Source organism: Enterobacter cloacae complex sp. ECL352 (genome assembly GCF_020149545.1).
In the GTDB taxonomy this organism is placed as follows: domain Bacteria; phylum Pseudomonadota; class Gammaproteobacteria; order Enterobacterales; family Enterobacteriaceae; genus Enterobacter; species Enterobacter asburiae_B.
In genome coordinates, this window is record NZ_CP083709.1 from 3,862,797 (window position 1) to 3,883,891 (window position 21,095).

Here is a 21,095-nt window from a genome sequence, read left to right on the forward strand (position 1 = left end):
TTGAGTTGAGAGTTTAGTTTTCATGGAATCCCTGACGTTACAACCTATCGCGCGGGTAGATGGCACCATTAATCTGCCTGGTTCAAAAAGTGTCTCGAACCGCGCTTTGCTGCTGGCAGCTCTGGCAAACGGCACCACCGTCCTCACAAACCTGCTGGACAGCGATGACGTGCGCCATATGCTCAATGCGCTGAAAGCGTTGGGCGTTCATTACACTCTCTCCGACGATCGTACCCGCTGCGAAGTGACCGGCAACGGCGGCGCGCTGCGTTCGGGCGAAGAGCTTGAGCTGTTTCTGGGCAACGCGGGTACCGCGATGCGCCCGCTGGCGGCGGCCCTGTGCCTGGGGAGCAACAACATCGTGCTGACCGGCGAGCCGCGCATGAAGGAGCGTCCGATTGGTCACCTGGTGGACGCCCTGCGTCAGGGCGGCGCGCAGATTGAGTATCTGGAGCAGGAAAACTATCCGCCACTGCGTCTGCGCGGCGGTTTTACCGGCGGTCACGTCGAGGTTGACGGCAGCGTTTCCAGCCAGTTCCTGACGGCACTGCTGATGACCGCGCCGCTGGCACCGCAGGATACGGTTATCACCATTAAAGGTGAGCTGGTCTCCAAACCGTACATTGATATCACGCTGCACCTGATGAAAACCTTCGGCGTTGAGGTGGAAAATCAGTCTTATCAGCGCTTCGTGGTGCGCGGGGCGCAGCAGTACCAGTCTCCGGGCAACTACCTGGTTGAAGGGGATGCGTCATCCGCGTCTTACTTCCTGGCTGCGGGGGCGATTAAAGGCGGCACGGTAAAAGTGACCGGTATTGGCCGTAACAGCGTGCAGGGCGACATCCGTTTTGCGGACGTGCTGGAAAAAATGGGTGCCATTGTCACCTGGGGCGATGACTTCATCTCCTGTACCCACGGCGAGCTGAACGCCATCGACATGGACATGAACCATATCCCGGATGCGGCGATGACCATTGCCACGGCGGCGCTGTTTGCCAAAGGCACGACCACGCTGCGTAATATCTACAACTGGCGCGTAAAAGAGACGGACCGCCTGTTCGCAATGGCGACAGAGCTGCGAAAAGTCGGTGCCGAGGTGGAAGAGGGCGAAGACTACATTCGCGTGACCCCTCCGGCAAAACTGCAGTTTGCGGAAATCGGCACCTACAACGATCACCGCATGGCGATGTGCTTCTCGCTGGTGGCGCTGTCAGACACGCCTGTCACCATTCTTGATCCGAAATGTACCGCGAAAACCTTCCCGGACTACTTCGAACAGCTGGCACGCATTAGCACGCTGGCCTGATAACGCCTTGCCGCATCGCCCGATGCGGCATTTGCTTACGCTTCATTACGAACACCTCCGCTCATTTCTTCTACACTCTGCTTCAATCATTCCGTAATTTGCACGCAAAGGTAACAGTTGCGCACGTTGGCGCGTATAATGCGCGGCGTTCATGTAAACGGTATGCCTTATTTAAGGAGAAAAAGATGACGGCAGTTGCCCCGGTAATCACCATTGATGGGCCGAGTGGCGCAGGGAAAGGTACTCTGTGCAAAGCGATGGCGGAAGCATTGCAATGGCATCTTTTAGATTCGGGAGCAATCTATCGCGTGCTGGCGCTGGCCGCGCTGCATCACCATGTGGATGTCGCGTCTGAAGAAGCGCTGGTTCCGCTGGCTGCGCATCTGGATGTGCGTTTCGTATCGACCGATGGCAACCTGGAAGTCATCCTTGAAGGGGAAGACGTGAGCGGCGAAATCCGTACGCAGGAAGTAGCTAATGCGGCCTCTCAGGTCGCGGCGTTCCCGCGCGTTCGCGAGGCGCTGTTACGTCGTCAGCGCGCGTTCCGTGAAGCCCCGGGTCTGATCGCTGACGGACGCGATATGGGAACCGTGGTATTCCCTGATGCACCTGTGAAAATTTTCCTCGACGCCTCTTCGGAAGAACGTGCTCAACGCCGCATGCTTCAGTTGCAGGAAAAGGGGTTTAGTGTTAACTTTGATCGCCTTTTATCCGAGATAAAAGAGCGCGATGACCGCGATCGTAACCGCGCCGTCGCCCCACTTGTTCCTGCAGAAGATGCATTAGTTCTGGATTCAACCAGTTTAACTATTGAGCAAGTGATTGAAAAAGCGCTACAATATGCGCGCCAAAAACTGGCACTCGCGTAATCGCGACCGATTTAGCAGTACCCCCGCTGCAAGGGATTGACGGCGGGTATGTGAAACAACCCCATCCGGCACGGAGCCAGGTGGACGTTAATATTAACCTGAAGATTAAACATGACTGAATCTTTTGCTCAACTGTTTGAAGAATCCTTAAAAGAAATCGAAACCCGCCCGGGTTCCATCGTTCGCGGTGTTGTTGTTGCTATCGACAAAGACGTAGTACTGGTTGACGCCGGTCTGAAATCTGAGTCCGCCATTCCGGCAGAGCAGTTCAAAAACGCCCAGGGCGAGCTGGAAATCCAGGTTGGTGACGAAGTTGACGTTGCTCTGGACGCAGTAGAAGACGGCTTCGGTGAAACCCTGCTTTCTCGTGAGAAAGCTAAACGTCACGAAGCATGGATCACGCTGGAAAAAGCTTACGAAGAAGCTGAAACTGTGGTCGGTGTTATCAACGGCAAAGTTAAAGGTGGCTTCACTGTTGAGCTGAATGGTATTCGTGCGTTCCTGCCAGGTTCTCTGGTAGACGTTCGTCCAGTTCGTGACACTCTGCACCTGGAAGGCAAAGAGCTTGAGTTCAAAGTAATCAAGCTGGACCAGAAGCGTAACAACGTTGTTGTATCCCGTCGTGCCGTTATCGAATCCGAAAACAGCGCAGAACGCGATCAGCTGCTGGAAAACCTGCAGGAAGGCATGGAAGTCAAAGGTATCGTTAAGAACCTCACTGACTACGGCGCATTCGTTGACCTGGGCGGCGTTGATGGCCTGCTGCACATCACCGACATGGCATGGAAACGCGTTAAGCACCCAAGCGAAATCGTGAACGTGGGCGACGAAATCACTGTTAAAGTGCTGAAGTTCGACCGCGAGCGTACTCGTGTATCCCTTGGCCTGAAACAGCTGGGCGAAGATCCATGGGTAGCTATCGCTAAGCGTTACCCAGAAGGTACTAAACTGACTGGTCGCGTAACCAACCTGACTGACTACGGCTGCTTCGTTGAAATCGAAGAAGGCGTTGAAGGTCTGGTACACGTTTCCGAAATGGACTGGACCAACAAAAACATCCACCCATCCAAAGTTGTTAACGTTGGTGATGTAGTGGAAGTGATGGTTCTGGATATCGACGAAGAACGTCGTCGTATCTCCCTGGGCCTGAAACAGTGCAAAAACAACCCATGGCAGCAGTTCGCGGAAACCCACAACAAGGGTGACCGTGTTGAAGGTAAAATCAAGTCTATCACTGACTTCGGTATCTTCATCGGCCTGGACGGCGGCATCGATGGCCTGGTTCACCTGTCTGACATCTCCTGGAACGTTGCAGGCGAAGAAGCAGTTCGTGAATACAAAAAAGGCGACGAAATCGCTGCAGTTGTTCTGCAGGTTGACGCAGAGCGTGAGCGTATCTCCCTGGGCGTTAAACAGCTCGCAGAAGATCCGTTCAACAACTGGGTTGCACTGAACAAGAAAGGCGCAATCGTAAACGGTAAAGTGACTGCAGTTGACGCTAAAGGCGCAACCGTAGAACTGGCTGACGGCGTTGAAGGTTACCTGCGCGCTTCTGAAGCTTCACGTGACCGCGTTGAAGATGCCACTCTGGTTCTGAACGTAGGCGACGACGTTGAAGCTAAGTTCACCGGTGTTGACCGTAAGAACCGTGCAATCAGCCTGTCTGTTCGTGCTAAAGACGAAGCTGATGAGAAAGATGCAATCGCAACTGTTAACAAACAGGAAGATGCAAACTTCTCTAACAACGCAATGGCTGAAGCTTTCAAAGCAGCTAAAGGCGAGTAATATCAGGTTCTCAGTATCATTTGCGCTGTAACGCATTTACAGCGTGAAGGATGAGGAGCAAACTTGACAGATTGCAGGATTCGTCCTGTAATCAATAACAAAGGGCGGCTACGGCCGCCCTTGTTTAATGAGCTGTTCAGCTAATTGGTTTGAAAGGAACCGGAGGAATCATGACCAAGTCAGAATTGATTGAAAGACTTGCCAGTCAGCAACCGCATATCCCTGCCAAGGCAGTGGAAGATGCCGTAAAAGAGATGCTGGAGCATATGGCCTCCACTCTTGCCCAGGGCGAGCGCATTGAAATCCGCGGTTTCGGTAGTTTTTCTCTGCACTATCGTGCTCCACGTACCGGGCGTAACCCGAAAACTGGCGATAAAGTCGAGCTGGAAGGTAAGTACGTTCCACACTTTAAGCCGGGTAAAGAACTGCGCGATCGCGCCAATATTTACGGTAACTGAGTTTAGCCAGTCGGTTAAACTGGGTTCGAAAGAAAGCACCTGCGGGTGCTTTTTTTGTCTCTGTCGCTTTCATTCTGAAGATACCCCGCATTTTCCGTTTCGTTTTCTGCAAACCGATAAAAACAGCACAGCGCGCGCTGTAAAACGCATTCTTACCATCTGACAATTCCTTCTACCTGATTACATACTGCCCCTCTGAAACAGGGAGGTAGCAATGGGAATTCCCGCGCTTAGTATCTGCGCCATTCTGGCGATAGCCCCGTTACTCTGGTTACCTGAACTGCCATCACGTCATACCGTGTGGATAATGATTGTTGGCGGGATCGTGCTGGCCGCACGGCGAAACGTACGACTGAAGTATGCGGGTATCACGCTGTTATTTTGCGTGTGGGGTATTTTGGCTGCGAAGGAGAGCGTCTGGTCGATGCAGCATTTAACCACGGGGGCCGTGCAGGCTGAGGTAGCGATCACCGCCACAGATGGCGCAACGCAGCATCAGGGAAACATTCTTAGCGTTGATGGCAAGCGCTGGTGGGCCTCTACCGGCATAACGCTGTATGGCAATTATCTGCCACAGAAAGCGTGTGCCGGTCAGCGCTGGACCATGACGCTCAGGCTCAGGCCTGCCCACGGCGAGCTGAACGACGGCGGTTATGATTCTCAGCGCAGCGCTTTTGCCCGCCACCAAACGCTGAGCGGGCGTTTCACCCGTGCGGAACTCGTTGATGGACGCTGCAGCCTGCGAGCGCAATATCTCATGTCACTGCAAAACCGCCTTTCTGCTTACCGATGGGGGGCGGTTATCCTCGGACTGGGAATGGGTGAACGTCTGGATATGCCCCGGGAAATACAAGACCTGATGCGCGAAACCGGGACGCTGCATCTGATGGCGATTTCGGGACTGCATATCGCGCTGGCGGCATCCCTCGCCTGGTTACTCGGACGTGGGCTACAGTTTTTATTACCCAGCCACCGGATCCACTGGCAAATGCCTCTTCTGGCCGGGTTATGCTTTGCCGCTTTCTACGGCTGGCTTACCGGTCTTCAACCGCCTGCGCTACGAACGGTCATCGCGCTTGCTGTGCTTGCAATGTTGCGGATCGCTGCCCGTCAGTGGTCTCCCTGGCAGGTGTGGGTCTGCTGTATCGCGGCGATCCTGATAAGCGATCCCTTAGCCATACTCTCGCAGAGTCTGCTCTTATCTGCATTTGCCGTCGCCGCGCTGATTTTCTGGTTTCAGTGGATGCCTCTTCCTGGCTGGCGCAGGGCACGACATCTACGGCCGCTGCTGAACCTGATCTATCTGCAGGTGGGCATGCTGATGATGCCGTTACAGGTTCTGATTTTCCACGGCTTCAGCATTTCTTCTCTGGTCGCGAATCTCTTTGCCGTTCCCCTGGTGACGTTTGTCTCCGTGCCGCTGATTCTGCTCGGTATGCTGCTTCATCTGTTGCCGTTGGCGGCACCTGAAAGCGTTGTCTGGTTCGCAGCCGATAAATCACTTGCGGGGCTGTTCTGGCTCCTCATGCGCCTGCCTGACGGCTGGCAAAATGTCGACCAACGCTGGCAGTACATGACATTACTGCCCTGGCTTATCATCATTGGCTGGCGCTTTCGTGCCTGGAAAACCCTTCCAGCCGTTTGTCTTGCAGGAAGTGCCTTACTGACATTTCCTCTGTGGCGAACGGAAAAAAGCGAGAGCTGGACGCTGCATATGCTGGATGTGGGTCAGGGGCTGGCGATGGTCATTGAACGGCAGGGGAAAGCCATTCTCTATGATACCGGGCTCGCCTGGCCGGGCGGGGATAGCGCGCAGCGGTTGATTATCCCGTGGCTTCGCTGGCATCACCTGCGGCCTGAAGGCGTTATTCTCAGTCATGAGCACCTCGACCATGCGGGAGGACTCGCATCGTTGCAAAAAGCGTGGCCTGACGCGTGGGTAAGAAGCCCATTGCGCCAGGCGGGGCATCGCCCCTGTTTTCGCGGGCAGAGATGGAAATGGCAGGGACTCTCCTTCACCGTCCATTGGCCCCCCGAAAATTACCCGGCGCAGGGAAACAACCATTCCTGCGTGGTCAAGGTGGACGACGGTGAGCAGAGCGTTCTGCTAACGGGGGACATTGAAGCGCAAGCGGAACAGGCTATGCTTAGCCATTACTGGCGTTATCTGACGTCTACGCTTATACAGGTGCCCCATCATGGCAGCAATACTTCGTCGTCATTGCCGCTGGTACAGCGGGTGGAAGGTCAGATCGCCCTGGATTCAGCGGCCCGCTATAACGCATGGCGATTCCCGTCGGCAAAAGTTGTTCGACGTTATCGAAAAGAGGGGTATATCTGGCACGATACCCCTCATTCTGGACAAATATCGGTGACATTCTCGCAACATCACTGGCAAATCCGGCGCTTGCGAGAGCAATTTTTACCCGTTTGGTATCATCAGTGGTTTGGCGAGCCCGTCGATAACGGGTAGAATATGCGGCTATTTCAACGAATGCTGGTTTTTTGAATGCATAACGACAAAGATCTCTCCACGTGGCAAACCTTCCGCCGACTCTGGCCGATGATTGCGCCCTTTAAAACAGGCCTGATCGTGGCGGGAGTAGCGTTAATCCTCAACGCAGCCAGCGATACTTTTATGCTATCGCTTCTCAAACCGTTACTGGACGACGGTTTTGGTAAAACGGATCGCTCAGTGTTGCTATGGATGCCTCTGGTGGTTATCGGACTGATGATCTTACGCGGCATCACCAGCTATATCTCCAGCTACTGTATTTCCTGGGTATCAGGGAAAGTGGTGATGACCATGCGCCGTCGCCTGTTCAGCCACATGATGGGCATGCCGGTCTCGTTCTTTGACAAGCAGTCTACCGGGACGCTGCTGTCCCGTATTACCTACGACTCAGAGCAGGTTGCCTCCTCGTCCTCAAGCGCGCTGATCACCGTTGTGCGTGAGGGCGCGTCAATCATCGGCCTGTTCGCGATGATGTTCTATTACAGCTGGCAGCTGTCGATCATCCTTATCGTTCTGGCACCGATAGTTTCTATTGCTATCCGCGTCGTCTCAAAGCGCTTCCGCAATATCAGTAAGAATATGCAGAACACGATGGGGCAGGTGACGACCAGCGCGGAACAGATGCTGAAAGGGCATAAAGAAGTTCTGATTTTTGGCGGTCAGGACGTCGAAACCAAACGCTTTGATAAAGTCAGCAATAAAATGCGTCTGCAGGGGATGAAAATGGTCTCGGCCTCTTCCATCTCTGACCCGATTATTCAGCTGATTGCGTCACTGGCGCTGGCATTCGTCCTCTATGCGGCAAGTTTCCCTAGCGTGATGGAGACGCTGACGGCGGGTACCATCACCGTGGTCTTCTCCTCAATGATCGCCCTGATGCGTCCGCTGAAATCCCTGACGAACGTGAACGCCCAGTTCCAGCGCGGGATGGCCGCCTGTCAGACGCTGTTCAGCATTCTGGATTCCGAACAGGAAAAAGATGAAGGTACTCGCGAGATTGAGCGCGCCCGTGGTGACGTTGAATTCCGCAATGTCACTTTCGCCTATCCTGGACGTGAAACGCCGGCGCTGCGTAATATCAACCTGTCCATTCCGGCGGGTAAAACCGTGGCGCTGGTGGGCCGTTCCGGCTCGGGTAAATCGACCATTGCCAGCCTGATCACCCGTTTCTACGATATTAACGAAGGTGAGATCCTCCTGGACGGTCATGACCTGCGGGAATATACCCTGCAGTCGCTGCGTAACCAGGTGGCGCTGGTTTCCCAGAACGTGCACCTGTTCAACGATACTGTGGCAAACAACATTGCGTATGCGCGCACGGATGAATACAGCCGTGAGCAGATTGAGAATGCCGCGCGTATGGCCTACGCAATGGACTTTATCAACAAGATGGATAACGGTCTGGATACGATAATCGGTGAGAACGGGGTGCTGCTCTCCGGCGGTCAGCGTCAGCGTATCGCCATTGCGCGTGCGCTGCTGCGCGATAGCCCAATTCTGATTCTGGACGAAGCGACCTCCGCGCTGGATACGGAATCTGAACGCGCTATTCAGTCTGCCCTGGATGAGCTGCAAAAGAACCGTACCTCGCTGGTGATTGCGCACCGTCTGTCGACTATCGAGCAGGCTGACGAAATCGTCGTGGTTGAGGACGGTATCATTGTTGAACGCGGAAGCCATGCTGATTTGCTGGAACACCGCGGCGTTTACGCCCAGCTTCATAAGATGCAGTTTGGCGAATGATTGCACGCATCTGGTCCGGTGAATCCCCGCTGTGGCTCCTGCTTTTGCCGCTCTCCTGGCTCTACGGCCTGGTGAGCGGCATTATCCGTCTGCTTTACCGTCTGGGGCTGAAGCGCGCCTGGCGCGCGCCGGTTCCGGTTGTGGTGGTCGGTAATCTTACGGCGGGCGGCAACGGTAAAACGCCGGTAGTGATCTGGCTGGTGGAGCAATTGCAAAAACGCGGTATCCGCCCGGGGGTGGTATCGCGCGGATATGGTGGTAAAGCGGCGCGTTATCCGCTGCTGCTGACGGCGGAAACCACGACTGCCGAAGCGGGTGATGAGCCGGTATTGATTTTCCAGCGCACCGGCACGCCGGTTGCGGTCTCCCCGGTGCGCAGCGACGCCGTTCAGGCACTGCTTGCCGAACACGCGGTACAAATTATTATCACTGACGATGGCCTGCAGCATTACGCCCTGGCGCGTGATAAAGAGATTGTGGTCATCGACGGGGTTCGCCGCTTCGGTAACGGCTGGTGGCTGCCGGCCGGCCCTATGCGCGAACGCGCTTCGCGTCTTAAGTCCGTTGATGCGGTGATTGTGAACGGCGGTGAGGCAAAAGCGGGTGAAATCCCGATGTACCTGCAGCCGGGCCTGGCGATCAACCTGGTGACGGGTGAACGCCGGTCGGTTGCTGAGTTGCCTTCACCGGTGGCGATGGCGGGGATTGGACATCCGCCGCGCTTCTTCGCGACGCTGGAACAGTGCGGTGCCCGGCTGGAAAAACGCGTTCCGCTGGCCGACCACCAGGCGCTGGTGGAAGGGCAGGTCGACGCCCTGACCGTACCCGGGCAGTCGCTGATCATGACCGAAAAAGATGCGGTGAAATGCCGTGCCTTCGCGAAAGAAAACTGGTGGTATCTGCCGGTTGACGCTGAACTCAGCGGCGAGCAGCCGGAACGTTTGCTCAAGGAACTGATTGCGTTGGTGAAATAAACGCTTACGCGGTTCTGGTGGCGCTTTGACTGACAGGATAACGCATGTCTTTACCGCAACTCTCGCTTTCAGCCGCACGTCATTTACACCTTACCGCGCAGGGGCTGCTTAAAAAGCCCCGCCGCCGCGCGCAGCCTGCCGATATTCTCTCGACCGTCCAGCGCATGTCGCTGCTTCAAATTGACACCATTAACATTGTGGCCCGTAGCCCTTACCTGGTGCTGTTTAGCCGTCTGGGAAATTATCCTTCGCAGTGGCTGGATGAGGCGCTCAGCAAGGGGGAGTTAATGGAGTACTGGGCGCACGAAGCCTGCTTCCTGCCCCGCAGCGATTTTGCCCTGGTTCGCCACCGTATGCTTGCCCCTCAAAAGATGGGCTGGAAATACCGTCAGGCGTGGATGCTGGAACATGCTGCCGAAATTGAGCAGCTTATCGCGCATATTCAGGAAAACGGTCCCGTACGCTCCGCCGATTTTGAACACCCGCGCAAAGGCACCAGCGGCTGGTGGGAGTGGAAGCCGCATAAACGTCATCTCGAAGGGCTGTTTACCTCTGGCAAAGTCATGGTGATTGAGCGGCGTAATTTTCAGCGCGTCTACGACCTGACGCATCGCGTGATGCCGCACTGGGACGACGAGCGTGACCTGCTTACCCAGGAGGCGGCCGAGGCTATCATGCTCGAAAACAGCGCCCGCAGCCTGGGAATTTTCCGCCCGCAATGGCTGGCTGATTATTATCGCCTTCGCCAGCCCGCGCTGAAACCGCTGCTGGATATCTGGCAACGCGAACAGCGCATCATCCCCGTCACGGTGGAAACGCTGGGCGAAATGTGGCTGCATGCGGATCTCCTCCCGCTACTGCCTCTGGCCCAGGAGGGGAAACTTCAGGCAACCCACAGTGCGGTGTTGTCGCCTTTCGACCCGGTCGTCTGGGACAGAAAACGCGCCGAGCAGCTGTTCGATTTTAGCTACCGGCTGGAATGTTATACCCCAGCGCCAAAGCGCCAGTATGGTTACTTTGTTCTCCCGCTGCTGCATAAGGGGCAACTGGTCGGGCGTATGGACGCCAAAATGCACCGCAAGACCGGCACGCTTGAAATCATTGCGCTTTATCTGGAAGAGGGCGTCAGGGTGACGGCGAGCCTGGAAAAAGGGTTAACGTCCGCCATTAGCGAATTCGCGCGCTGGCAGGGTGCCCGCGACGTGACGCTGGGCCGGGTGCCCGACGGACTGTTTACATCCTGTCGAAGTGGCTGGGAAACAGGCACTCCCTGAAAAGGGAATGTGTTAAGCTTTAGCGATTACCCATACGGAGGAACTATGGATCACCGTTTACTTGAAATTATTGCCTGCCCGGTTTGCAACGGCAAACTCTACTACAGCCAGGACAAACAGGAGCTGATTTGCAAGCTGGACAGCCTGGCTTTCCCGCTGCGTGACGGCATTCCGGTGCTGCTGGAAAATGAAGCTCGTTCCCTGGTGGCAGAAGAGAGCAAACCATGAGTTTTGTTGTCATTATTCCTGCGCGTTATGCCTCAACGCGTCTTCCGGGTAAACCGCTGGTGGATATCAACGGCAAGCCGATGATTGTGCATGTCCTTGAGCGTGCGCGTGAATCCGGTGCCGATCGCGTGATTGTTGCTACTGATCATCCTGACGTTGCCCGTGCGGTTGAGGCGGCTGGCGGTGAGGTGTGCATGACCCGCGCCGATCACCAGTCCGGCACCGAGCGTCTGGCGGAAGTGGTTGAAAAATGTGGCTTCAGTGATGATACGGTCATCGTTAACGTGCAGGGCGACGAGCCGATGATCCCGGCGGTGATTATCCGTCAGGTGGCAGAAAACCTGGCTCAGCGTCAGGTCGGTATGGCGACGCTCGCGGTACCCATTCACCACGCTGAAGAGGCATTCAATCCCAATGCGGTGAAGGTGGTCATGGATGCCGAAGGCTATGCGCTCTATTTCTCACGCGCCACGATCCCGTGGGATCGCGATCGCTTTGCGCTCTCTAAAGAGACAATCGGTGATACTTTCCTGCGTCATATCGGGATCTACGGCTATCGCGCCGGTTTTATTCGTCGATATGTTACCTGGGCGCCGAGTCCGCTGGAGCATATCGAAATGCTGGAGCAGCTTCGCGTGCTCTGGTACGGCGAAAAAATTCACGTTGCCGTTGCCAGCGAAGTGCCTGGAACGGGCGTTGATACGCCGGAAGATCTTGAGCGCGTTCGCGCCGAGTTGCGCTAATATCGCCTGCATCCCTCCTGTCGGAGGGATGTTCTCTCCCTCGATAATTCCTCTTTCTTTTTCCTAATTGTTCTCTTCCGGGTGACATCTCCCTTCAGGACGCTCATTATAAAAGCAGTAGTCTTAATGGGGGTAATCTCATATGGAACAGCTGCGTGCCGAACTTAGCCATCTGCTGGGTGAGAAATTAAGCCGGGTCGAATGCGTGAGTGAAAAGGCCGATACCGCGCTTTGGTCGTTGTATGACAGTCAGGGCAACCCAATGCCGCTGATGGCCAGAAGTTTCACCTCGCCGGGCGTTGCCAGGCAGCTGGCATGGAAAATGTCGATGCTGGCGCGGGAGGGAACCGTCCGTATGCCGACGGTGTACGGCGTGATGACCCACGAGGAACACCCCGGCCCGGACGTGCTGCTGATTGAGCGTTTACGCGGCGTGCCCGTTGAAGCGCCCGCGCGCACGCCGGAACGCCGGGAGCAGTTAAAAGACCAGATTGTCGAGGCGCTACTGGCCTGGCACCGTCAGGATAGCCGAGGGCTTGTCGGTCCGGTCGACAGCACTCAGGAAAACCTGTGGCCGCTGTGGTATCGCCAGCGGGTGGAAGTGCTGTGGGGAACGCTTAACCAGTTCAGCAATACCGGTTTAACCATGCAGGACAAACGTATTCTGTTTCGCACCCGCGAGTGCTTACCGGCGCTATTCGACGGTTTTAATGACAACTGCGTGCTGATTCACGGTAATTTCACCCTGCGCAGCATGCTCAAGGACTCCCGCAGCGATCAGCTTCTGGCGATGCTTGGGCCGGGGATCATGCTCTGGGCTCCGCGCGAATACGAGCTGTTCAGGCTCAGCGACAGCGGGGCGGCGGAAGGTCTACTGTGGCACTACCTTCAACGCGCACCCGTTGCAGAAGCGTTTCTCTGGCGGCGCTGGCTTTACCTGCTCTGGGACGAAGTCGCGCAGTTGGTTAATACCGGACGTTTTAATCGCGCAAATTTCGACCTGGCAACAAAATCACTCCTGCCCTGGCTCGCCTGACGATCCTTTCAGCCACTGCCAGAGGCGCCCGAGCGTCTCATAACCGACGCGATCGCTATGCATCAGCCAGGCCGGGGATGGGATCGCCCGTTCCCACGGGTTAAGCGGCGCGTCGATGGCCATCTGGTTTGCCGGTGCGGGCAGCGGGTGCAGGCCTTGCTTCTGGAAGAAAATCATCGCGCGGGGCAGGTGTGAGGCGGAGGTCACCAGTAAGAACGGGACATCGCCAATTGCCTGCTTCACTGCGGCAGCCTCTTCTTCGGTGTCTTTTGGGCTGTCCAGGGTGATAATCGAGGAACGCGGCACGCCGAGGGATTCTGCGACCCTGGCGCCCGCTTCAGCCGTACTCACCGGGTTCGTTTTGGCTGCCGCGCCGGTGAAGATCATTTTTGATCCCGGGTTCGCCAGCCAGAGGCGAATGCCTTCGTTTAGCCGTGGCAGGCTGTTGTTGATCAGGTTTGAACTGGGCGCCCAGTCAGGATCCCAGGTATATCCGCCGCCCAGCACCACGATGTACGCCACTTTCTGATTTCCCTGCCATGTTGGGTACGTGTTTTCGATGGGGCGTAACAGACCATCCGCGACCGGCTGCAGGCTCAACAGCAGCAGGACAAACCAGCCGAGCGAGATAAGCGTTTTGCCACTCTTCTGAAAGCGACTGAACCACACCAGCGCCAGCCCCAGCGCGATGGTGATGAGCAGCAGCGGAAGGGGAAGCATCATCCCTCCAATGTATTTCTTAAGGGTAAAAAGCATCCTTTTTGGTTCCTTTTTTGACCATATAGCAGGTGATTACCCGTGATATTACACCAGAGAGGTTCATTCTCCGCGCGGGTGTGACAAAATAGCGGTTTTGCAGTTAGCGAGTGGAACTTCCCAATGCGGGATCGCAATTTTGATGACATCGCGGAAAAGTTTTCGCGCAACATTTATGGCACCACGAAAGGTCAGCTCCGTCAGACGATCCTCTGGCAGGATCTGGACACCATTCTGGCTACCTTTGGTGGTCAAACGTTGCGCGTGCTGGACGCCGGTGGCGGTGAAGGGCAGACGGCGATAAAAATGGCCGAGCGCGGTCATCACGTCACGCTTTGCGATCTTTCTGCTGAAATGGTCGCCCGCGCGACGCGTGCTGCAGAAGAGAAAGGTGTGAGCGACAACATGCATTTTATACAATGCGCCGCTCAGGACATCGCACAGCATTTGGAAACACAGGTTGATCTGATATTGTTTCATGCGGTGCTGGAGTGGGTTGCCGATCCGCAAAGCGTGTTACAAACCCTGTGGTCTATGTTGCGCCCGGGCGGCACGCTGTCGCTGATGTTCTACAATGCTAACGGCTTCCTGATGCACAACATGGTTGCAGGAAACTTCGACTATGTGCAGGTCGGGATGCCCAAAAAGAAAAAGCGCACGCTTTCCCCGGACTATCCGCGCGATCCACAGCAGGTTTATGGCTGGCTGGAAGCGATTGGCTGGCAGATCGTCGGGAAGACGGGCGTCAGGGTGTTTCATGATTATCTGCGTGAAAAACACAAACAGCGTGACTGTTTTGACACCTTAACAGAATTAGAAACGCGGTATTGCCGTCAGGAGCCTTTTATCAGCCTTGGCCGCTATATTCACGTCACCGCGCACAAGCCGCAGATGCAAGGATAACCTATGAGTGAATTTTCCCAGACAGTCCCCGAACTGGTTGCCTGGGCCAGGAAAAACGATTTCTCCATCTCGCTGCCGGTAGACAGACTCTCTTTCCTGCTGGCGGTTGCCACGCTGAACGGCGAACGGCTGGACGGTGAAATGAGCGAGGGTGAACTGGTGGATGCGTTCCGCCATGTCAGTGATGCGTTTGAGCAAACCAGCGAAACCATTAGCGTGCGTGCTAACAACGCAATCAACGATATGGTGCGTCAACGTCTGCTGAACCGCTTTACCAGCGAGCAGGCGGAAGGAAACGCCATCTATCGCCTGACGCCGCTGGGCATCGGCATCACCGATTACTATATTCGCCAGCGTGAATTTTCTACGCTGCGTCTTTCCATGCAGCTCTCGATCGTGGCGGGTGAGCTTAAGCGCGCCGCCGACGCGGCGGATGAAAACGGTGACGAATTCCACTGGCACCGTAACGTCTACGCGCCGCTGAAATATTCGGTGGCCGAGATTTTCGACAGTATCGATCTCACCCAGCGCCTGATGGACGAACAGCAGCAGCAGGTGAAAGACGATATCGCCCAGCTGCTTAATAAAGACTGGCGAGCGGCCATCTCCAGCTGTGAACTTCTGCTGTCAGAAACCTCCGGCACGCTGCGTGAGCTCCAGGATACGCTGGAAGCCGCAGGGGACAAGCTGCAGGCTAACCTGCTACGCATCCAGGATGCGACGCTGGCACACGACGATCTGCATTTTGTCGACCGCCTGGTGTTCGATCTGCAGAGCAAACTCGATCGCATTATCAGCTGGGGCCAGCAGTCGATCGACCTGTGGATCGGCTATGACCGACATGTGCATAAATTTATCCGTACCGCGATTGATATGGATAAAAACCGCGTCTTTGCTCAGCGTCTGCGTCAGTCGGTGCAGACCTATTTCGATGCGCCATGGGCGCTGACCTACGCCAATGCCGATCGTCTGCTGGATATGCGCGACGAAGAGATGGCGCTGCGCGATGAAGAGGTGACCGGTGAACTGCCGCCGGATCTGGAATACGAAGAATTTAACGAAATTCGCGAGCAGCTTGCGGCGATGATTGAAGAACAGCTCGCTGTCTACAAAACCAGACAAGTGCCGCTGGATCTTGGGCTCGTGGTGCGCGACTATCTGGCGCAATATCCACGCGCGCGCCACTTTGACATTGCCCGCATTGTGGTAGACCAGGCGGTGCGCCTGGGCGTTGCGCAAGCAGATTTTACCGGCCTGCCGCCGAAGTGGCAGCCAATCAACGATTACGGAGCCAAGGTACAGGCGCATGTCATTGACAAATATTGAACAAGTGATGCCAGTTAAGCTGGCACAGGCGCTGGCGAATCCGTTATTTCCGGCGCTGGACAGCCAGCTGCGTGCCGGTCGTCACATTGGATTAGACGAGCTGGATAATCACGCCTTTATGATGGACTTCCAGGAGTACCTGGAAGAGTTTTACGCGCGCTACAACGTGGAGCTTATCCGCGCGCCGGAAGGGTTTTTCTACCTGCGCCCGCGCTCCAAGACGCTGATTCCGCGTTCCGTGCTCTCTGAGCTGGATATGATGGTCGGCAAAATTCTTTGCTACCTCTACCTCAGCCCGGAACGTCTGGCGAATGAAGGGATCTTCACCCAGCAGGAACTTTACGACGAGCTGTTGACGCTGGCAGATGAGAGCAAGCTGCTGAAGCTGGTGAACAACCGCTCCACGGGGTCGGATCTTGACCGTCAGAAATTACAGGAAAAAGTTCGCTCTTCCCTGAACCGTCTGCGCCGTCTGGGGATGGTCTGGTTTATGGGCCACGACAGCAGCAAATTCCGCATTACGGAATCTGTCTTCCGCTTCGGCGCCGACGTGCGCGCGGGCGATGACGCGCGTGAAGCGCAGCTCCGCATGATCCGCGACGGTGAAGCGATGCCGGTGGAAAACCATTTGCAGCTCAATGACGAGCATGAAGAGAATCTGCCGGATAGCGGGGAGGAAGAGTAATGATTGAACGCGGTAAATTTCGCTCACTGACGCTGATTAACTGGAACGGCTTCTTTGCCCGAACGTTCGATCTGGATGAGCTGGTCACGACGCTCTCCGGCGGTAACGGTGCGGGTAAATCCACCACCATGGCGGCCTTTGTTACGGCGCTGATCCCCGATCTGACGCTGCTTCACTTCCGTAACACCACCGAAGCGGGAGCCACAAGCGGCTCCCGTGATAAAGGTCTGCACGGTAAGCTGAAGGCCGGTGTCTGTTATTCGGTTCTGGACGTCATTAACTCCCGTCATCAGCGCGTTGTGGTGGGCGTGCGCCTGCAGCAGGTCGCCGGTCGCGACCGTAAAGTGGATATCAAGCCGTTTGCGATCCAGGGGCTGCCGACCTCCGTGCAGCCGACGGCGCTGCTGACGGAAACCCTGAACGAACGCCAGGCGCGCGTGCTGACGCTGCAGGAGCTGAAAGACAAGCTTGAAGCCATCGAAGGCGTACAGTTCAAGCAGTTCAACTCGATTACCGACTACCACTCGCTGATGTTCGATCTGGGCGTGGTGGCGCGTCGTCTGCGCACCGCATCAGACCGCAGCAAATACTACCGCCTGATTGAAGCGTCTCTGTACGGCGGTATCTCCAGCGCGATTACCCGCTCCCTGCGCGACTACCTGCTGCCGGAAAACAGCGGCGTGCGTAAGGCCTTCCAGGATATGGAAGCGGCGCTGCGCGAAAACCGCATGACGCTGGAAGCGATTCGCGTTACCCAGTCTGACCGCGACCTGTTTAAACACCTGATCAGCGAAGCCACCAACTACGTGGCGGCGGACTACATGCGCCACGCCAACGAGCGCCGCGTGCATCTCGATCAGGCATTAGAATACCGTCGCGAGCTGTTTACCTCCCGTAAACAGCTGGTAGCGGAGCAGTACAAGCACGTTGAAATGGCGCGCGAGCTGGGCGAGCACAACGGTGCTGAAGGCGACCTGGAAGCCGATTATCAGGCCGCCAGCGATCATCTGAACCTGGTGCAGACCGCGCTGCGTCAGCAGGAAAAAATCGAGCGCTATGAAGCGGACCTCGATGAGCTTCAGATTCGTCTCGAAGAGCAAAATGAAGTGGTGGCCGAAGCCGCCGACATGCAGGAAGAGAACGAAGCCCGCGCCGAAGCGGCCGAGCTGGAAGTGGATGAGCTGAAAAGCCAGCTTGCCGATTACCAGCAGGCGCTGGACGTGCAGCAAACGCGAGCGATTCAGTACACCCAGGCACTGCAGGCATTACAGCGTGCGAAAGAGCTGTGCCATCTGCCTGACCTTACGCCGGACAGCGCCGACGAATGGCTGGATACCTTCCAGGCCAAAGAGCAGGAAGCCACCGAGAAACTGCTCTCCCTTGAACAGAAAATGAGCGTCGCGCAAACGGCGCACAGCCAGTTTGAGCAGGCTTATCAGCTGGTAGTTGCTATTAACGGCCCGCTGGCGCGTAGCGAAGCCTGGGACGTTGCCCGTGAACTGCTGCGCGACGGTGTGAACCAGCGCCATCTGGCCGAGCAGGTTCAGCCGCTGCGTATGCGTCTGAACGAACTGGAGCAGCGCCTGCGCGAGCAGCAGGAAGCCGAGCGTCTGCTGGCGGAATTCTGCAAGCGTCAGGGAAAAAATTACGATTTCGACGAGCTTGAGGCCCTGCATCAGGAGCTGGAAGCGCGTATTGCGGCCCTGTCCGATACCGTATCAAACGCCAGCGAACAGCGTATGACCCTGCGTCAGGAGCTGGAGCAGATTCAGTCCCGTTCGAAGACGCTCCTGGAGCGTGCGCCGGTCTGGCTGGCGGCTCAAAGCAGCCTGAACCAGCTCAGCGAGCAGTGCGGCGAGCAGTTCGAATCCAGTCAGGAAGTGACCGAATACCTGCAGCAGCTGCTGGAGCGCGAACGTGAAGCCATCGTTGAGCGTGACGAAGTGGGCGCCCGCAAGCGCGACGTCGATGAAGAAATTGAGCGCTTAAGCCAGCCGGGCGGGTCAGAAGATCCGCGCCTGAATGCATTAGCCGAGCGTTTTGGCGGCGTGCTGCTGTCCGAGATTTATGACGACGTTGGCCTGGACGATGCCCCGTACTTCTCCGCGCTGTACGGTCCATCCCGCAACGCGATTGTGGTCCCGGATCTGTCGCTGATTTCTGATCAGCTTGCCGGCCTGGAAGATTGCCCGGAAGATCTCTACCTGATCGAAGGGGATCCGCAGTCGTTCGATGACAGCGTATTCAGCGTCGACGAGCTGGAAAAAGCGGTGGTGGTGAAAATTGCCGACCGTCAGTGGCGTTATTCCCGCTTCCCGGAGCTGCCGCTGTTTGGCCGCGCCGCGCGCGAAAGCCGCATCGAGAGCCTGCACGCCGAGCGTGAAACGCTGTCTGAACGTTTTGCGACCCTGTCGTTTGACGTGCAGAAAACCCAGCGTTTGCACCAGTCGTTCAGCCGTTTTATCGGCAGCCATCTCGCCGTAGCGTTTGACGCGGATCCGGAAGCCGAAATCCGCAAGCTCAATACCCGCCGTGGCGAGCTGGAACGTGCGATTGCCAGCCATGAAAGCGATAACCAGCAGAGTCGCGTTCAGTTTGAACAGGCGAAAGAGGGCGTCGCTGCCCTTAACCGCATTCTGCCGCGCCTGAATCTGCTGGCGGATGACACGCTGGCTGACCGTGTGGATGAGATCCAGGAGCGTCTGGATGAAGCGCAGGAAGCCGCGCGTTTCGTTCAGCAGCACGGCAATCAGCTGGCGAAGCTGGAGCCCGTCGTGTCTGTCCTGCAGAGCGACCCGGAACAGTTCGAGCAGTTAAAAGAAGATTATGCTTGGTCGCAGCAGGTGCAGCGCGAAGCGCGCCAGCAGGCGTTTGCCCTGACGGAAGTGGTGCAGCGTCGGGCCCACTTTGGCTACTCCGATTCGGCTGAAATGCTGAGCGGTAACAGCGATCTGAACGAAAAACTGCGTCAGCGCCTCGAGCAGGCGGAAGCGGAACGTACTCGCGCCCGCGAAGCAATGCGCAGCCACTCCGCTCAGCTGAACCAGTACAACCAGGTGCTGGCCTCGCTGAAAAGCTCCTTCGACACCAAGAAAGAGCTGTTAAACGATCTGCAGAAAGAGCTTCAGGACATCGGCGTTCGTGCCGACAGCGGGGCAGAAGAGCGCGCGCGTATTCGTCGTGACGAGTTGCATTCGCAGCTCAGCAATAACCGCGCGCGTCGTAATCAGCTGGAAAAAGCGCTGACCTTCTGCGAAGCCGAAATGGATAACCTGACCCGTCGCCTGCGCAAGCTGGAACGCGACTATCACGAAATGCGCGAGCAGGTCGTGACCGCCAAGGCGGGCTGGTGCGCGGTGATGCGCATGGTGAAAGACAATAACGTTGAGCGTCGTCTGCACCGCCGTGAGCTGGCGTATCTCTCTGCCGATGAGCTGCGCTCCATGTCGGATAAGGCGTTGGGTGCGCTGCGTCTGGCGGTGGCGGATAACGAACACCTGCGCGACGTGCTGCGCATGTCGGAGGATCCGAAGCGTCCGGAACGTAAAATCCAGTTCTTCGTGGCGGTTTACCAGCACCTGCGCGAGCGTATTCGTCAGGACATCATCCGTACCGACGATCCGGTTGAAGCCATCGAACAGATGGAAATCGAGCTGGGCCGTCTGACGGAAGAACTGACCTCCCGCGAACAGAAGCTGGCGATCAGCTCCCGCAGCGTGGCGAACATTATTCGTAAAACCATTCAGCGCGAGCAGAACCGTATCCGCCAGCTGAACCAGGGTCTGCAGAGCGTGTCGTTTGGCCAGGTGAACAGCGTGCGCCTCAACGTCAACGTGCGTGAGGCCCACGCGACGCTGCTGGAAGTGCTCTCAGAGCAGCACGAGCAGCATCAGGATCTGTTCAACAGCAACCGTCTGACCTTCTCCGAAGCGCTGGCGAAGCTGTATCAGCGCCTGAACCCGCAGATTGATATGGGCCAGCGTACGCCACAAACCATCGGTGAAGAGCTGCTGGACTACCGTAACTACCTGGAAATGGAAGTTGAGGTAAACCGTGGCTCAGATGGCTGGCTGCGTGCGGAATCCGGGGCGCTCTCTACCGGTGAAGCGATCGGTACCGGGATGTCAATTCTGGTGATGGTCGTACAGAGCTGGGAAGATGAAGCGCGCCGCCTGCGCGGCAAAGATATCTCGCCATGCCGACTGCTGTTCCTGGATGAGGCGGCGCGACTTGATGCCCGCTCGATTGCCACGCTGTTCGAGCTTTGCGAACGTCTCGATATGCAGCTCATTATCGCGGCGCCGGAGAACATCAGCCCCGAGAAGGGCACCACCTACAAACTGGTGCGTAAGGTGTTCCAGAACAGCGAACACGTTCACGTTGTGGGGCTGCGCGGCTTTGCGCCGCAGCCGCCGGAGTCGTTGCCGGAAACCACGGCGGACGCTTCCTGAAGCGTCTTCTGACCCGAAGCGGCGCACTGGCGCCGCTTTTTTT

General features: G+C 56.6%; 16 protein-coding genes. 15 read left to right on the forward strand and 1 reads right to left on the reverse strand.

Features of this window, described 5'->3' with window-relative positions:
- Window positions 1-22 precede the first annotated feature (22 nt).
- The 11 genes from aroA to LBF07_RS18740 all read left to right on the forward strand — a co-directional run bounded on the left by aroA (window position 23) and on the right by LBF07_RS18740 (window position 12,931).
- Window positions 23-1,306 (forward strand): 3-phosphoshikimate 1-carboxyvinyltransferase, encoded by a 1,284-nt coding sequence (gene aroA / locus LBF07_RS18690; RefSeq protein WP_032658201.1) that lies wholly within the window; start codon window positions 23-25, stop codon window positions 1,304-1,306.
- Window positions 1,307-1,491: 185 nt separating this feature from the next.
- Window positions 1,492-2,175, forward strand: coding sequence for a (d)CMP kinase (gene cmk, locus LBF07_RS18695; protein WP_013097305.1), 684 nt, complete (start codon window positions 1,492-1,494; stop codon window positions 2,173-2,175).
- A 111-nt stretch (window positions 2,176-2,286) separates the two neighbouring features.
- A complete protein-coding gene (gene rpsA, locus LBF07_RS18700; protein ID WP_008499966.1) occupies window positions 2,287-3,960 on the forward strand; it encodes a 30S ribosomal protein S1 in 1,674 nt (557 codons plus the stop codon).
- Window positions 3,961-4,130: 170 nt separating this feature from the next.
- On the forward strand, window positions 4,131-4,418 hold the full coding sequence (gene ihfB, locus LBF07_RS18705) for an integration host factor subunit beta (protein ID WP_008499965.1): 288 nt from the start codon (window positions 4,131-4,133) through the stop codon (window positions 4,416-4,418).
- Window positions 4,419-4,632: 214 nt separating this feature from the next.
- Window positions 4,633-6,891, forward strand: coding sequence for a ComEC family protein (locus LBF07_RS18710; protein WP_094935411.1), 2,259 nt, complete (start codon window positions 4,633-4,635; stop codon window positions 6,889-6,891).
- Between the two features lie 36 nt (window positions 6,892-6,927).
- Window positions 6,928-8,676 (forward strand): lipid A ABC transporter ATP-binding protein/permease MsbA, encoded by a 1,749-nt coding sequence (gene msbA / locus LBF07_RS18715; RefSeq protein ID WP_033145094.1) that lies wholly within the window; start codon window positions 6,928-6,930, stop codon window positions 8,674-8,676.
- Window positions 8,673-9,650: a tetraacyldisaccharide 4'-kinase gene (gene lpxK / locus LBF07_RS18720; protein ID WP_094935412.1), complete on the forward strand. Its 978-nt coding sequence runs from the start codon at window positions 8,673-8,675 to the stop codon at window positions 9,648-9,650. The genes msbA and lpxK overlap by 4 nt, the downstream gene beginning before the upstream one ends.
- Window positions 9,651-9,694: 44 nt before the next feature.
- Complete coding sequence (locus LBF07_RS18725; protein WP_094935413.1) at window positions 9,695-10,924, forward strand: winged helix-turn-helix domain-containing protein; 1,230 nt, start codon at window positions 9,695-9,697, stop codon at window positions 10,922-10,924.
- 45 nt (window positions 10,925-10,969) lie between these two features.
- On the forward strand, window positions 10,970-11,152 hold the full coding sequence (gene ycaR / locus LBF07_RS18730) for a protein YcaR (protein WP_006174474.1): 183 nt from the start codon (window positions 10,970-10,972) through the stop codon (window positions 11,150-11,152).
- Window positions 11,149-11,895 carry a 3-deoxy-manno-octulosonate cytidylyltransferase gene (kdsB, locus tag LBF07_RS18735; protein WP_023311001.1) on the forward strand — a complete coding sequence of 249 codons (747 nt, stop codon included), beginning with the start codon at window positions 11,149-11,151 and terminating at the stop codon, window positions 11,893-11,895. The genes ycaR and kdsB overlap by 4 nt, the downstream gene beginning before the upstream one ends.
- A 142-nt stretch (window positions 11,896-12,037) precedes the next feature.
- Window positions 12,038-12,931: a YcbJ family phosphotransferase gene (locus tag LBF07_RS18740; RefSeq protein WP_094935414.1), complete on the forward strand. Its 894-nt coding sequence runs from the start codon at window positions 12,038-12,040 to the stop codon at window positions 12,929-12,931.
- Here LBF07_RS18740 and elyC read toward each other — a convergent pair.
- Window positions 12,908-13,687 (reverse strand): envelope biogenesis factor ElyC, encoded by a 780-nt coding sequence (gene elyC / locus LBF07_RS18745; protein WP_048979731.1) that lies wholly within the window; start codon window positions 13,685-13,687, stop codon window positions 12,908-12,910. The two genes, LBF07_RS18740 and elyC, sit on opposite strands and share 24 nt — an antisense overlap.
- 123 nt (window positions 13,688-13,810) lie before the next feature.
- Between elyC and cmoM the strand changes: the two genes are divergently transcribed.
- Genes cmoM through mukB form a run of 4 tightly spaced genes read left to right on the forward strand, consistent with a single transcriptional unit; the run spans window position 13,811 to window position 21,052 of the window.
- Complete coding sequence (gene cmoM / locus LBF07_RS18750; protein WP_023311004.1) at window positions 13,811-14,590, forward strand: tRNA uridine 5-oxyacetic acid(34) methyltransferase CmoM; 780 nt, start codon at window positions 13,811-13,813, stop codon at window positions 14,588-14,590.
- Window positions 14,591-14,593: 3 nt separating this feature from the next.
- Window positions 14,594-15,916: a chromosome partition protein MukF gene (gene mukF, locus LBF07_RS18755; protein WP_033145101.1), complete on the forward strand. Its 1,323-nt coding sequence runs from the start codon at window positions 14,594-14,596 to the stop codon at window positions 15,914-15,916.
- Window positions 15,897-16,601 (forward strand): chromosome partition protein MukE, encoded by a 705-nt coding sequence (gene mukE / locus LBF07_RS18760; protein ID WP_206462031.1) that lies wholly within the window; start codon window positions 15,897-15,899, stop codon window positions 16,599-16,601. The genes mukF and mukE overlap by 20 nt, the downstream gene beginning before the upstream one ends.
- A complete protein-coding gene (mukB, locus tag LBF07_RS18765) occupies window positions 16,601-21,052 on the forward strand; it encodes a chromosome partition protein MukB (protein WP_094935416.1) in 4,452 nt (1,483 codons plus the stop codon). The genes mukE and mukB overlap by 1 nt, the downstream gene beginning before the upstream one ends.
- Window positions 21,053-21,095: the final 43 nt, after the last annotated feature.